Genomic DNA, 13,795 nt, shown 5'->3' with positions numbered 1-13,795 from the left:
GGGAATGAACTACTGTATTGTGATGCCGAGGCTGACTCGGGACGATGACGCAAGCTACGCCTTCCCGGTTGGAATGGCTTATGTTTCAGCGGCGTTAAAGGCCACAGAACGGCATGTAATTACTTACAACCTGAATTATAAAAAGGGAACTGTGCGGGAACTGCTGGAGCGCTTGATCCGGGAGCATGATGTGGATGTGATTGCGTCTGGTGGCTTAACCACGCAGTATTCGGAGCTTCGGGAGATCTTTGAAACCGCCAAACAGATGAAACCTGACATCATCACCTGGGTGGGCGGCGGCATCATCACCGCAAGCCCGGTTCCAGCCATGGAAGCGTTGGAATACGCCGATTATGGTATGATTGGTGAGGGTGAAATCACCATCTGTGAACTTGCAGAGGCCATGGAGGGTAAGCGTGAGCTTGCCTCGGTAGATGGTCTCATTTATCGGGACGGCGAAGCAGAGAAGTGGGTCATAACTCGTCCCCGAAAGGAAATTGAGGACCTGGATGCGCTTCCGTTTCCCGACTATGAAGGCTTTGAATATGACCAGCTTCTGGACAAGGCAAACTTTGAACTGAACGCGGAACACAGCGGCGTGGTGTCCTTCAGCCGTTCCTGCCCGTTCAACTGTACCTTTTGCTTCCATCCCAGCGGGACAAAGTACCGCAAGCGGTCTCTCAGCAACATCCTGAATGAGGTGGATTACCTGATTGAGACCTATCACATTCAATCCCTCTACATTTCAGATGAGCTGTTTGCCCTGCGGCAGACGGAGTTCGATACATTTTGCGACGCTATGAAGGAGCGCAATTTGACCTATATGATTTCCCTTCGTGTCGATATGGTCAATCAGGAGATGATTAACCGGCTCAAGGAAAGTGGCTGCCGGTACGCAGGTTTTGGCCTGGAAAGCGCGGATAATACCATCCTGAAAAGTATGAATAAGCACATTACCGTTGAACAGATTGACTCTGCACTGCAAATGTGTAGAAAGGCCAATCTGACTGCGCAGGGTAACTTTATCTTCGGCGATGAAGCGGAAACAGTAGAAACCTATCACAATACCCTGAATTGGTGGAAGGCGCACCCGGAATACAATATTAAACTTGGCTATATCTCCGTCTATCCTGGCTCCATCCTCTATCAAAACGCCTGCCGGCGGGGTATCATCACCGATGAGGTGGAGTATATTCGTCAGGGCTGTCCACAGATAAATGTGACAAAAATGACCGATCAGGAGTATCGGACAATGATGCTGGACATTAGCACCGCCGTTAAAAGGGGCATAGATAGCATTCCGGAAGGACATTTGCGGTATTGCGGCGCAGGTTTGGCCGATGTCCAGGGACGTTGTCCACACTGCGGGCACATGGCAGTATGGAAAGAGCGCGAGATATTCCGCCCCATTACGCCAATGGTATGTGAGCACTGCCAAAAAATTGTGGACGCCTATCTGCCAGAGTATATTGACAAAGAACTTTATTTGAAAAATTTTCAAAAACTACGCGGCTATAAGACAGCTTTGTGGGGAATGATCAGCCCAGTCGAAGCGCTCTATCAGACAATTTCGGACGTATGGAAAGCAGACTTCTTTCTGGTTGATTCCGCAGTCAAAAAGCAGGGGCTACAATTACATAGGAAGGTCATAGAGGCTCCTGACATTATTATGCGTGAAAATATAGAGATCGTTATTATAACGTTTACGAGCGTTTCGGCTGGATCAATTTGCCGCACAGTTGCGGAAAAATATCCTTCAGTGAAGAGAATCCTCTATCTTGGGGATTTCCTCGACCCAAACTTGGATCTGTGATTAGCCTGTAATAAACAAAGGAGAAAGATATGTGTCTACCTTCTGAACGACCCAATTGGTGGGACGGTTATGCCTGGTTTCAGGACCTAAAAGACTGCTATGGGGCGCTTTATGACGAGATTTCGAAAATAATCTTTGACGCTCGCGTAAAAACGGACCTCCTTTTTCATCCTCAATATGTAGATGACATGATAGAGGTTTGCAGACAATCTAAAAGCGGCTATTTGAAGCTCAATATCTTACAGGATGCCGCCAAAACAAAAAAGCCCATTGCGATTTATGGTGCGGGGAGATACGGGAAAAAATGGGCAGAGTATTTGCGTAGTATTTCTGCAAACTTAACCGGTTTCTTTGACCAAAATTATGAAACAATGACCTCTTGCATGGGACTTCCTGTGATGCCGCCACCGGAGAGTGCAAACAATTTTACTGATTACTGTATTTTGATTACTCCAGTCGATCACTCAAAAGAAATTCATCAATTTTTAATGAGTCGAGGCTTTTCTGCCGAGCAGTTAATTATATGTGGGTATCGAGAAGAAGATTTTGAGCATCAATACTTTGATTTTCCTGAAAAATATCCAAAGGGCGGTGCGTTTGTAGACGCCGGATGCTTTAACTGTGATACTTCGCTTCGCTTTGCGCACTGGTGCGGTGGACAGTATTCAAAGATTTTCGCCTTTGAGCCAGATGCTGAAAACCTGGAGAGATGTAAACTGGCCGCACAGAAACACGGCCTCCCGAACATCTCGTTCTATCAGGCTGGACTATACGATCACAATGGAACTGCCTCCTTTGACAGCAGGGGAACCTCCAGCAGCTTGATTGCCCAAGGTGGGGATGTGGAGATCTCACTGGTCACGCTGGACGAAATAGTGGGCAATACCACAGTATCCTTTATCAAGATGGATATTGAGGGATCTGAGTTGCCTGCGCTGCGCGGGGCCGCCAAGACTATCCGGCGGGACAAGCCTCTCTGTGCCATCTCGGCATACCACAGACCCGGTGATGTGATTGTTCTGATGCAATATCTCAAATCACTGGTGCCAGAATATCAATTTGCCCTTCGGCATTATTCCAATATTGACACGGAGACTGTACTATACGCATTTTTATAATCTGGAAAGGCAGGATGCCCATGGAGCCAATGCAGTCCTTTTATCGGGGCAGGAAAATTCTGATTACGGGCCATACCGGCTTCAAGGGTGCCTGGCTCTGCAAGCTTCTCCTCGATTGGGGTGCGGAAGTGTACGGCTATGGGTTGGAGCCGCCGACACAACCAAGCCTTTATCGGATTGCTGGGCTGGATGGCGCTCTCTCCTCTACGATTGCGGATATTCGAGATCTAGAGACATTGAAAAAAGTCTTTCACCACGTCCAGCCGGAGATCGTTTTTCACTTGGCGGCCCAGCCAATTGTGCGAGAGAGCTACCGTGACCCGGTTGCCACTTACGCCACCAATGTGATGGGAACGGTGCATGTTCTGGAGTGTGTCAGGAAAACAGATTCGGTCCGGAGCCTTGTGAATGTGACCACAGATAAAGTCTATGATAATCAGGAATGGGATTGGCCCTATCGAGAAACTGACCGGCTGGATGGCTACGACCCCTACTCCAACTCCAAATCGTGCTCGGAGTTGGTGACACACAGCTATTTCCGAAGCTTTTTGAGAAACAGTGAAGTCGCGGTATCGACCCTGCGGGCGGGTAATGTGATCGGTGGCGGGGATTTTGCGGCGGATCGTATCATTCCAGACTGTATTCGCGGTGTATTAAACCATCAGCGAATTGAGGTACGTAATCCAGGTTCGATCCGCCCGTACCAGCATGTGCTGGAGCCGCTTTCGGCGTATTTACTGGTGGCCAGAGAGCAATTTACAGATCCCTCTGTCTCTGGATGCTATAATGTAGGGCCAGATGCTGTGGACTGTGTGACAACGGGGAAGTTGGTGGAGCTGTTCTGCCATGCCTGGGGAAAGGGCGCTGGCTGGCACGCACCTGAGCATGCGGGTGGCCCTCATGAGGCGAATTTTCTCAAGTTAGACTGCTCAAAAATTGTTTCCCGTCTTGGCTGGACACCTCAATGGCATATCGATCAGGCCATTCAGGAGACCGTTCGTTGGACACACGTCTGGCTGGAGAGCAAAACAATTTTGGAGGAAATGACGGAAGAGATCCGGAAATATTTTGCCCTTAAAGATCCTATTTAATGGGATTAAAGGAAATCTTCTGGGCAGGGTGATCAGGCATATCGACCTTGAACAGATCCCCAGGGTTCCAGATTCCCCCAGTGGAGAGCATATGGCTCTTTTCTTTCGCCGGCGTTTGGCAATGTGCTCATATTTCAAAGCGTAGTAAATACGACTTTCAATCTACACCCTCCTCATTTCAATGTGGAGAGGAGGAAGCAGTGACTGAACCGCCAAGCAATTAACAGGCGTTAATACAATCCTTAGTTTCCGGGCTCGAAGCGCCACTTATTTGTGCTTGAAAAGGCGGTTCTGACACTGATTAAAATACTGGTTTGAACTCTGGAAGCAATCTACGACTTACCTCCCCGAGCGCTGTAGTGTGCTTCCCCCTCATCTCAATTTTATAAGAAAGGCGATCGTTTGTCTGCACTCTTTCATCCCTATTTGTGCAGACCGTGTAACGGTCGGCATGGTGATTAAAATGGACGCAGTAGCGCAGTTCCAGCAGGAAAAGGAAGAAGATATCCATGCTATGACGCAGGATCCGGATACCAAGCGCTTGGCCAAGCAGTTCCAGGATCATGTGTCGCGCTATAAATATGGCTACTATTTTACTTGGATGGGGCGTCCCATCATTCAGATCCCGCAGGATATGATCAGCTTGCAGGAGGTGATTATGAGTGTTCGGCCTGATTTAATCATTGAGACCGGGATCGCCCATGGCGGCAGCCTCATTTTTTCTGCCTCCATGCTGGAGCTGCTTGATACATTTGATGGGGCGCAAAATATCAAGCGGGAAGTGGTGGGGATTGACATTGACATCCGCACGCACAATCGGGCCGCTATCGAAGTTCACCCCATGCATAAGCGGATTACCATGCTTGAGGGTTCTTCGATTGACGCTGGCATTGCTGAGCAGGTTTGCCAGATTGCGGAGCGCCATCAGACAGTTATGGTGTTGCTTGATTCATGCCACACCCATGCCCATGTACTGGAAGAATTAAAGCTCTATGCACCTCTGGTGTCCCAAAATTCTTATGTTGTAGTATACGATACTGGAATTGAATTTGCAGATCATACCTACAGCGACCGTCCATGGGGCAAAGGAAACAATCCATATACTGCTGTGCAAGCTTTTTTGAAGAACTGCGACGATTTTATAGTAGATGACTCTTTTGAACAGAAAAGTGTTCTAACCTCCTGCCCTGGTGGATGGTTGAAGCGTATCAAATAAAAAACGATAGGATGGTGGGGGATGCAGCGGTTTTCGTTTCAGCCTACTGATCTTTTTGGCCTTGTGGCCATCCGACCGCGTGTTGTTCCAGATGAACGCGGCTGTCTGATGAAGTCTTTTGAACAAGGTATATTCCGTCAGCAGGGGATTTTACTTACTCCCTATGAGGATCTGACCTCCCAGTCTCGGAAGGGAGTCATTCGTGGTCTGCACTTCCAAAGGGAATATAGCCAGGACAAGCTTGTAAGAGTATTGTATGGCGCAGTGTACGATGTAGCGGTTGATCTGCGCCGGGGCTCGCCCACTTTCGGTCAATGGCGGGGATTTACACTATCCGCTGAGAACCAGGAGATGCTCTATATCCCAAAGGGATTCGCCCATGGTTTTCTGGCCCTAGAGCCGGATACATTGTTCAACTACTTGTGTGGAGACCAGTATGATCCCGATTCGGATGGAGGTATTGTATGGAATGATTCGGAACTCAAAATCTCCTGGCCAATTGATCAGATTGAGGAATTGATCATATCGGAAAAGGACCAAGCGCTGCCATCTTTTTCTTGGTTCTGCGACCACTTTGGCGGCCTGTAATATAGGGTGATACTATGCATATTTTAATCACCGGACTGACCGGGTATATCGGCAGCCATCTGGCCCGCCGTCTGCTGGCGCAGGGTGAACACCAGGTTTTTGGTCTCGTGCGAAACCCTCTTCATACCACATATATCGAAGATATTCAGAATCAGATAACGCTCCTGCCCTGCGACGGTGAGGGGATGAATGTTTTAGCACAGGTGGAGCGCTGCCGGCCAGATCTGGTCTATCATCTGGCGGCCTACTATACTGGCGCCCATGATATGGACAACACCACCCAGTTAGTAGCATCCAATATCGCATACGGCGCATATCTGCTGGAAGCGATGGCAAGCTGCGAGTGTAGAAACCTGATCTGCGCCACCAGTATCATGGAACATTGCCAAGGCGATGCGTACCGTCCACTCAATCTCTACGCAGCAACTAAGCGCGCATTCCGGGATCTGCTGGCATATTATACTGACACAGGATTACTCCGGGCAGGAACGCTTGTGCTGGCGGACACCTACGGTCCTGGTGACCGGCGGTCTAAGGTGTTAAATCTTATTCTGGATGCCGCCCGCAGCCATAGAGCAATCGATCTGTCCGATGGACAGCAGGACTATGCCGCCGTCCACATCGACGATGTGACGGAGGCGTTTATCCTGGCCGGGAAGCAACTGGTCTCTGGGGAGTGGGAAAACCAGCAGTTCCAAGTGCTTCCGGATGCCATCCCCTCTCTGCGCAAAACGGTGGAAACCATGGTAAAAATCTGTGGTCTGACGGTGCAGACAAATTGGGGCACCCGCCCTGCCCCGGATCGTGATATGCGCCATGCTCCTAGACTTTACCCGCCAGTCCCGGGCTGGAGCCCCCGGATTTCTCTGGAGCAGGGCCTGGCCGGCCTATGGTCAGGATCAAAAGGAGCGTTGACATGATTGTAAACAATATCCACGTGGAGCCCAAAACAGTGAAGCAGTTCACACGGCTGACGGTGGGGAAGGTTCTTCAGGATTTCCCCATCTTGTGCCTGGATATGGATAGCTATATTGTCTCCGCAACGGTTCAGACCGGGCTCAATTTTGATTTCGCTGCGGGCGTACACAGCATACAGATCGGGCGTTACTGTTCTATGGCCGACGAACTTTGTTTCCTGGTCAATTTAAATCACGACTACCTGGCGGTGACCACCGCTGCAGTCTCCTTCCTCCCCTCCTCCCCGCAGAGGACATCGTAAACGGCGCCTATCAGCTGCCTGGCATCATGAGGCAGCGGCTCCAGGAGGTCCGCTTCATCCAGCGGCGGTATGGCTGGTTTCTGGAAGCCCTGTCTAAATGTACACACGAAATTGCGGGAAAAGGGGCAGATTCTGATCCAAAATGATGTTTGGATCGGGCACGGAGCGACCATCATGGGTGGTGTAACCATCCACAACGGCGCAGTGGTAGTAGCCGGGTCGGTAGTCGCAAAGGACGTGCCTGCCTATGCCATCGTGGGCGGCAACCCGGCCAAGGTTATCAAATATCGCTTCAGCCCAGAAGAGATCCAGGCCCTGCAGAGGCCATCGCCTGGTGGGAGTGGCCTTACGAGAAACTGGTGCGGCAGCGGGATTCCTTTTTGTTGCCTGTCCCACCGCTTTATCGAGACGCACATGGGCTCCGTCCGCCCCGCTGGCTCTGTCCGTCTGGAGAAGACGTCCCCTACCTACCTGTCTATCCCCGACTTCGACGATCCTTTCCCTGTGTACGAGAAAGCATTCCGTGCCTACTGCCAGCGATTTGGCGATACGGAGACCCGCCTGCTGATTTATTTGCGTGAAGATTACCCGTACGGATGGCTATATCCAGACGCTGAATAACCTGGTGGCCAAGCACTATTCCGGACGGGGAGACATTCTGGTTCATGTGGAGAACTTGGTTGATGAGCGGCCGCTCTTCGCTGTCTCGGATTTCTTTAACACGACCCGTGCACCAGACACCATCCGTTGGTCCTGCTATGCCTATCAGTACGGAGTCTCCATCCTTTCTGGTGTGGATCAACCCATTTTTTGAGTTTTTAGAGGTTCAGTATAGATCAACAAATTTTTTCCAAGCTACAGATCCTGGCAGTGTTCAGCTAAGGATCACGATGAGCGATCTCTCTTGGCGCTTTAGATTTGATTGAGCATTTCCTTTAACTTCTGCGCAATCTGTTCCATTTCTTTTAAAACACTTGTATTATCGTATCTCTTCGAGGAATGGTCCCGTAGGCGCTCCGCCTCTCGGGACCATTCCTCGAAGTCCGCCTTGCTCATGGTACCCTTTTTGGTCCGGGCAAAGTATTTCTTATAGGCCCGCTGGTGGAGCTTCCAGATATCACTGTTCTGTACTTTATTCCGGAAGCTTGTGGTTCCCCCCACATCCCGGCAGGTTTTCTCCTCCTCTCCAGGCGCCGGTCCATCGCAGTAGGAGTAGATAGCGCCGGGTTTCTGGAGGAACCATCGTTTGCAGTTTGGGTACCGCTTTGGAACAAAGCCCCTCTGCAGTCCCTGCATCATCTCCACATAGATGAAGTCGGAAAGCCGGTCAAAGTACAGCCGCTCCACCAGCTCCGGCGCCCGCTTGGGCAGCTCCTTCAGCGCGAAATGGATGTTCACCTGGGGGGCGTCCACCACCGGGGCCTCGCCCAGACTTCCCCCGCTTACATAGGACTCCAAACCATGTTTCCTGATCTGCGCGGCCAGAGGTGCTTTCCTCTGGCCCTTTTTCTTTTCATAGGACTCGCCTTTGGACAGGGATTCCAGAAACCAGCCATACCGCCGTTGGATGAAGTGGACCTCCCCAAAAAACCTGCGAGAAAAACGAAATCAGAATTCATCAAGATAGTGATCTAAAAATTTGATGGGCAAGCCGTGGCAGGTACCCAGGAGGAACGTCTTGGCATTGCTGACCAGGATATGCAGCCAATGCAGCATCCCGCTTTTGGGGTCATAGCGCTGTGGATGATGTTCAAATGCAGTAAGGGCCGGGCCATAACTGCGAAAGCCGTCGCTGATAATTGTGCTGGGATCCGCAAAGAACTTTTCCGCAAAGCTTTTCACAGACTTTTGACGAATATCCTTTGTGGTTTTCATCCTGATCCAACGATAGTGCAACGAATCCTTTGGCTTTCTCTATACCACGTCCGCGCTTCTTACCTACCGTCGGCCCGCCGAAAAAAGCATCATCGAACTCGATCTGTCAACGCCGGAGTAGAAAAAGCGGAATCGCCGGGAAGAAGCTGACCCAACCGCCGGAATCACATCGCCGGTCTTGTGGTGCCGGAAACCTACCTGCTAGTTATCCGTGCGCCGGAATTTCGGCCAGTGGGACCGGTTAGACGCCGGCCTTGAGGCGGTCCCGCAGCCGGTAGGTCTGGCCCCGGATATTCACCACGTGGGCGTGGTGGAGCAGCCGGTCTAGGAGAGCAGTGGCCAGGATATCATCGCTGAGCAGCTCGCCCCAGTCGCTGAAGTATTTGTTGCTGGTGAGGATCACACTGCCGTGCTCGTAGCGCTCTGAAACCAACCGGAATAACAATTCTGCCTCCTGGCGGTTCAACTGCATGTACCCGACCTCGTCAATCACTAGGGCTTGTTTGAAAATTGGCGATGTGTCCAGCAGCGAGGGATTTTGGGCCGCTGGCAAGCAATTTTTTCGCAGGAATCCTGGCGGATTTCAAGGAAAAATTGCGCCGTCCAGGGGGCAAAAGACCCGCTGATTGGGCATGTTGACTTTTTTCAAACAAGCCCTTAGGGAAAGCCGGAATTGTAGCCTCGGTCCGGCGCAGCAACGGGAGGCGGATTGTGGAGCTTCACAGTGCCGAAAGTGCCGATGCGCCGGAGGCCCCGGAGATCGACCCTATCGACCCTCCCCAAAGCTCCGACCCAAGGAAGCACGCACCGACAGAAGGAAAACTTCTCCCGTTAGGGAGGGCAAGCATCGCGTCCGATACGCCGGCCATAGACTCTGGGGTGCCGCCTTGGTCCCCCAGCCCCTGAAGGGGAGAGAGGTGTGAGCATGCAGAGAGCAGCAAAGAAAACGGAGCTCATCACCCTCCTGGTGACACCCCGGGTCAAAGCGGCCATCCGGGCGCGGGCGAAGCAGGCGGACATGACGGTCACCGACTACCTGTGTTTCTGTGGGCTGGGCAAAAAGATTGTCCAGGTGGACGGCCTGGATAAAGTGATCACTGACCTGAAAGGCCAGGGGCGGAACCTGAACCAGCTTACCACCCTGGCCAACATGGGGAGGATCCCCGTCGTGTACGGTGACAGGCTAGCGGATGGCTACGGGCAGGTCAGCGAACAGCTCCGGCAGTTGTTAAAAGCGGTAAACGGAACCCCCACAAAAGCGGTGAACCGCTTTTGTGGGGAGATGAGACGCCCTAGAATGAGTGAGCTTTCGGACGATAAGGCCGGAAGCGAATGATATGGAGGAGGTGTCGACGAGATGGCCACCTTCACCGCCATCAAAAATCGTGGTGGAGGCCGGGGTGCGCTGGGCGGTATCACCCGCTACGTCAGCCAGAAGGAAAAGACGCTGTGGGAAGGACAGCGGCTGGTGACCGGCTGGAACTGTACCACGCAAAGTGCCCTCTCTGAGATGCAGCTCACCAAGAAGCGGTTCCGAAAAACGGACGGGTGGCAGTACTACCACTTGGTCCAGTCCTTTTTGGAGTCGGACGACCTGACGCCCCAGGAGGTCCACGTCATCAGCCTGGAGCTGGCCCAGCGGGAGTTCCTGGATTTCGAGGTGCTGGTAGCCACCCATGTGGACACAGAGCATCTCCACAACCATCTGGTGGTGAACAGCGTCAGCTTCCGGGGTGGAAGAAAGCTCCACCAGAGCGTCGCCGATCTCCAGGCCCACTGAATGGCCAACGACGAGATCTGCCTTGCCCATGGGCTGGAAATTTTGCCGCCGCCGCAGAAACAGGTTCGGGAAAAACGGATGGGTGCCAGGGAGTACCGCTCCGCCGCCAAGGGCTAGATCTGGAAGTTCCGGCTGATGAAACACCATCGACCAGTGTATGGTATACGCCGCCAGCCGGGAGGAGTTCCTCTCCCTGATGCGGAGCGAGGGCTGTGAGGTCCGCTGGACGGACGGCTGGAAGAGCATCACCTACACCACGCCGGAGGGCATGAGGTGCCGGGATGACCGGTTCTCTGAGGAAAAGTACAGGAAGGAGAGGATGGAGCGTGAGTTCCGCATTCGAGCAGAACTTGTCTCTGGAGGAGCTGAAGCGGCGGAATCTGCCGAATGGACAGGGCGGTCCCCAGACCAGTCCCACGCCCCAGGAGTGGGAGGCGCTGCTGGAGCGGTTGGACCGTCTAGAGGCCAGCGTTGGGGCGCTGGCGGCCCTGTCCCGGGAGATTTCCACCCAGGTGGGGAACTCCCCACCCTGGCACAGTGGGAGGCCCTGACGTGAGTGGTGGCGGAGCTGCGGCGGAGGCTCCCACCGGCTGGGAGGAGGAGCAAGCGTTGTTTCTCACCGCCCAGGCTGCCGAAGCCTTCGCTCCCCCGCCCGTCTCAGGATCTCCTGCTGATCCCGCCAGGGCTGCTGGCCTTGTGGGCGGGCTGGTACGACTTGAGCACGCTCTGGAGCGTGCTCAGGTCAGTGGACCAGTGGATGACTACACCCTGAGGCCCGGCCCGGTAGATTTCGAGACACGGGAGCGGCAGAGGCAGAAGCGGCTGGCCATGGGCCACAGGACCGACGACCATGAGGAAGATCCCACTTGGAAGCTCACCATGTGACCCGGCCTCGTGGAGATGAAAAAAGGCAATGGACTCGTGGGGGAGTGCGGCAGGCTCCGTTTAACCACCGCTGCGCTCCCCTCCGCATGGAAGGAGGCACACATCATGAGGACAGCATCCAAATCCAATTCACATCCGACGATGCGCTGAAAGGGAAGGGGGCACATCCGCTAAGAAATCTGGTCTTGTCCCATGCATACCCTGGAACCAAAGGGGGCATGCGGGATGGGGGATCGGATCAGACTGCTGGGCGTCACAGATGAGAAATTCATCACACAAGAGACGGACCCGGCGTTCTGGTCTATGCTCCAGCGGGCCATCCTGCTCGGGCTGAAAGACGAGGGCATTCTCAGTGAGGTGCAATACAGATATGCGGAAGAAATCTGTAAAGGGAAAATCCATTTCACACCAGAAGGGGAGGGGAAACACACACCATGATCTATGTAGCGTCCTACTGCCGGGTCTCCACCGACAAGGAGGATCAGGCCAACTCCTTTGAGAACCAGCAGCGGTACTTTCGGGAGTACATCGACCGCCATCCGGAGTGGGAGCTGTACCAGGTCTACGCGGACGAGGGCATCACCGGCACCTCCACCAAGAAGCGGGCCGCCTTCAACCAGATGATTCAGGACGCCCGGCGGGGAAAGTTCCGCCTGATCCTAACCAAGGAGGTCAGCCGGTTCTCCCGGAACATCCTGGACACCATCGCTTACACCCGGGAGCTCAAGGCCATCGGGGTTGGGGTGGTCTTCCTCAACGACGGCATCCACTCTCTGGAGCCGGACGCCGAGCTTCGGTTGTCCATCATGGGCTCCCTGGCCCAGGAGGAGAGCCGCAAGACCTCCAGCCGGGTGAAGTGGGGCCAGACCCGGCGGATGGAACAGGGGGTGGTCTTCGGCAGGTCCCTGCTGGGATATAATGTAAAGGATGGACGCCTGACAGTGGAGCCCAAAGGGGCGGAGATCGTCAGGCTCATCTTTCACAAGTACGGCGTGGAGAAAAAGGGCACTACGGTCATTGCCCGGGAGCTGCGGGAGGCCGGATACCGCACCCACCGGGGCAACGTCAAGTGGAGCAACACCCACATCGTTAAAATTCTGAAGAATGAAAAGTACATCGGCGATCTGGTCCAGAAGAAAACCATCACTCCGGACTACCTCTCTCATGCCAAAAAGTACAACCACGGAGAGGAGGACCTGGTTATCCTGCGGGACCACCACGAGCCCATCATTGACCGGGAGTTGTGGGATACGGTCCAGGCGGAGCTGAAAAAGCGAAACCGAAACGGCGAGCTGGGGGCGGGGCACTCCAACCGCTATGTGTTCAGCGGCAGGATCAAGTGCGGGGTGTGCGGGGCCAGCTTCGTGTCCCGGAAGAAGAAGCGGAAGGACGGCAGCTACAGCCGGCGCTGGAGCTGCTACACCGCCACCAGGGAGGGGAGGGCCCATCTGGACCCCCAGGGCAACCGGGTGGGCTGCGATGTGGGGCGGACCCTCCGGGACGAGACGGCCATGGAGCTGCTGCGGCAGTCCCTTCAATCCCTTCCGCTGGACAGTGAGGCGATGGTCCGCAGCGTGACCGCCATCGTCCTGGAGGCCATCCGGGCAGGGGAGGGGGGAGGCAGTGAAAACCAGAAGGCCCTGGAATTGGATCTGGATCGCCTGGCCAAAAAGCGGGAGACCGCCCTGGACGCCTTCTTCGCCCAGGACATCACCAAGGCAGAGATGCGGCAGATGACGGAGCGCTATGACCGGGAGATGGCTCAGCTCCAGGAGCGCCTGTCCGCCGCGAAGGCCGGGGCGGAGGTGGCCTACGACAAGGGCGAGCTGGAACGGTGCATCAAGAGGAGGGTGACCGCCCTGCTCCAGGGGGAGCAGGCCAGCGAGACCTTCTATAAAACCATCCTGGACCACATGGTGGTCTACCCGGACCGGCGGGTGGAGGTGAAGCTGAACCTGCTGCCCAGGACCTGGACCTTCGTGCTGGAGCGGCTGGGGCAGCCGGCCCAGAACAGCCCCTCGGTGCCGATGTCGGTGAGCAGCGCCTTGAGCTCCGGGTAAGGCATGGCGTACCGCTGGCTCAGATAGCGCAGGGAAGCGCCCAGTTCACCGTCCGGCCCACCGTACTGGCTGATGATAAAGGAAGCCAGCTTGGGATTTGGCGTCTTGATTTTGACGGGATATTGCAGCTTTTTCTCATAAGAAAACATC

At 54.0% G+C, this 13,795-nt stretch carries 16 protein-coding genes and 2 pseudogenes; 14 read left to right on the top strand and 4 right to left on the bottom strand.

Translation table 11 applies throughout. From position 1 onward, the window contains the following. The first annotated feature begins 4 nt into the window (after nucleotides 1-4). From Q0K09_RS00685 to Q0K09_RS00650, 8 genes are all read left to right on the top strand, one after another. The gene (locus Q0K09_RS00685; protein WP_294471602.1) at nucleotides 5-1,813 is read left to right on the top strand and encodes a radical SAM protein; all 1,809 of its coding nucleotides are present in this window, start codon (nucleotides 5-7) and stop codon (nucleotides 1,811-1,813) included. A gap of 29 nt (nucleotides 1,814-1,842) precedes the next feature. Next, entirely contained in the window at nucleotides 1,843-2,931 is a 1,089-nt protein-coding gene (locus Q0K09_RS00680) for an FkbM family methyltransferase (RefSeq protein WP_294471598.1), read from the top strand. A 14-nt stretch (nucleotides 2,932-2,945) separates the two neighbouring features. After that, nucleotides 2,946-4,022, top strand: coding sequence for a CDP-glucose 4,6-dehydratase (gene rfbG / locus Q0K09_RS00675; protein ID WP_294471595.1), 1,077 nt, complete (start codon nucleotides 2,946-2,948; stop codon nucleotides 4,020-4,022). Between the two features lie 463 nt (nucleotides 4,023-4,485). Beyond that, nucleotides 4,486-5,238 (top strand): cephalosporin hydroxylase family protein, encoded by a 753-nt coding sequence (locus tag Q0K09_RS00670; protein WP_294471592.1) that lies wholly within the window; start codon nucleotides 4,486-4,488, stop codon nucleotides 5,236-5,238. Nucleotides 5,239-5,259: 21 nt separating this feature from the next. Beyond that, a complete protein-coding gene (rfbC, locus tag Q0K09_RS00665; RefSeq protein WP_294471590.1) occupies nucleotides 5,260-5,826 on the top strand; it encodes a dTDP-4-dehydrorhamnose 3,5-epimerase in 567 nt (188 codons plus the stop codon). A 14-nt stretch (nucleotides 5,827-5,840) separates the two neighbouring features. After that, nucleotides 5,841-6,746, top strand: coding sequence for an NAD(P)-dependent oxidoreductase (locus Q0K09_RS00660; RefSeq protein ID WP_294471588.1), 906 nt, complete (start codon nucleotides 5,841-5,843; stop codon nucleotides 6,744-6,746). Beyond that, nucleotides 6,743-7,045, top strand: a complete 303-nt coding sequence (locus tag Q0K09_RS00655) for a hypothetical protein (RefSeq protein ID WP_294471585.1) — start codon at nucleotides 6,743-6,745, stop codon at nucleotides 7,043-7,045. The genes Q0K09_RS00660 and Q0K09_RS00655 overlap by 4 nt, the downstream gene beginning before the upstream one ends. A 69-nt stretch (nucleotides 7,046-7,114) precedes the next feature. Beyond that, nucleotides 7,115-7,666, top strand: coding sequence for a hypothetical protein (locus Q0K09_RS00650; RefSeq protein WP_294471582.1), 552 nt, complete (start codon nucleotides 7,115-7,117; stop codon nucleotides 7,664-7,666). Between the two features lie 291 nt (nucleotides 7,667-7,957). On the opposite strand, the gene Q0K09_RS00645 is transcribed toward Q0K09_RS00650, so the two are convergent. From Q0K09_RS00645 to Q0K09_RS00635, 3 genes and pseudogenes are all read right to left on the bottom strand, one after another. Further along, nucleotides 7,958-8,503 (bottom strand): DUF6076 domain-containing protein, encoded by a 546-nt coding sequence (locus Q0K09_RS00645; RefSeq protein WP_294471577.1) that lies wholly within the window; start codon nucleotides 8,501-8,503, stop codon nucleotides 7,958-7,960. Between the two features lie 153 nt (nucleotides 8,504-8,656). Next, nucleotides 8,657-9,023 (bottom strand): annotated as a pseudogene (locus Q0K09_RS00640) (transposase); the annotation flags it as partial. Between the two features lie 138 nt (nucleotides 9,024-9,161). After that, nucleotides 9,162-9,365 (bottom strand): ATP-binding protein, encoded by a 204-nt coding sequence (locus Q0K09_RS00635; RefSeq protein WP_294471575.1) that lies wholly within the window; start codon nucleotides 9,363-9,365, stop codon nucleotides 9,162-9,164. A gap of 480 nt (nucleotides 9,366-9,845) precedes the next feature. Between Q0K09_RS00635 and Q0K09_RS00630 the strand changes: the two genes are divergently transcribed. From Q0K09_RS00630 to Q0K09_RS00605, 6 genes are all read left to right on the top strand, one after another. Further along, nucleotides 9,846-10,256 carry a hypothetical protein gene (locus Q0K09_RS00630; protein ID WP_294471572.1) on the top strand — a complete coding sequence of 137 codons (411 nt, stop codon included), beginning with the start codon at nucleotides 9,846-9,848 and terminating at the stop codon, nucleotides 10,254-10,256. A gap of 21 nt (nucleotides 10,257-10,277) precedes the next feature. Beyond that, nucleotides 10,278-10,700: a relaxase/mobilization nuclease domain-containing protein gene (locus Q0K09_RS00625; protein WP_294471569.1), complete on the top strand. Its 423-nt coding sequence runs from the start codon at nucleotides 10,278-10,280 to the stop codon at nucleotides 10,698-10,700. 326 nt (nucleotides 10,701-11,026) lie between these two features. Next, nucleotides 11,027-11,251 carry a hypothetical protein gene (locus Q0K09_RS00620; protein WP_294471566.1) on the top strand — a complete coding sequence of 75 codons (225 nt, stop codon included), beginning with the start codon at nucleotides 11,027-11,029 and terminating at the stop codon, nucleotides 11,249-11,251. A 1-nt stretch (nucleotide 11,252) separates the two neighbouring features. Continuing rightward, entirely contained in the window at nucleotides 11,253-11,585 is a 333-nt protein-coding gene (locus Q0K09_RS00615; protein WP_294471563.1) for a hypothetical protein, read from the top strand. A gap of 225 nt (nucleotides 11,586-11,810) precedes the next feature. Next, entirely contained in the window at nucleotides 11,811-12,023 is a 213-nt protein-coding gene (locus tag Q0K09_RS00610; RefSeq protein ID WP_294471560.1) for a hypothetical protein, read from the top strand. Beyond that, the gene (locus Q0K09_RS00605) at nucleotides 12,020-13,645 is read left to right on the top strand and encodes a recombinase family protein (RefSeq protein ID WP_294471557.1); all 1,626 of its coding nucleotides are present in this window, start codon (nucleotides 12,020-12,022) and stop codon (nucleotides 13,643-13,645) included. The genes Q0K09_RS00610 and Q0K09_RS00605 overlap by 4 nt, the downstream gene beginning before the upstream one ends. Here Q0K09_RS00605 and Q0K09_RS00600 read toward each other — a convergent pair. After that, nucleotides 13,603-13,794, bottom strand: a pseudogene (locus Q0K09_RS00600) (manganese catalase family protein); the annotation flags it as partial. The gene Q0K09_RS00605 and the pseudogene Q0K09_RS00600 overlap by 43 nt on opposite strands. Nucleotide 13,795: the final 1 nt, after the last annotated feature.

This window comes from uncultured Intestinimonas sp. (assembly GCF_944387725.1).
Taxonomy (GTDB): Bacteria; Bacillota; Clostridia; order Oscillospirales; family Oscillospiraceae; genus Intestinimonas.
Note: the sequence above shows the minus strand (reverse complement) of the source record. Positions and strands in the feature narration are given on the sequence as shown.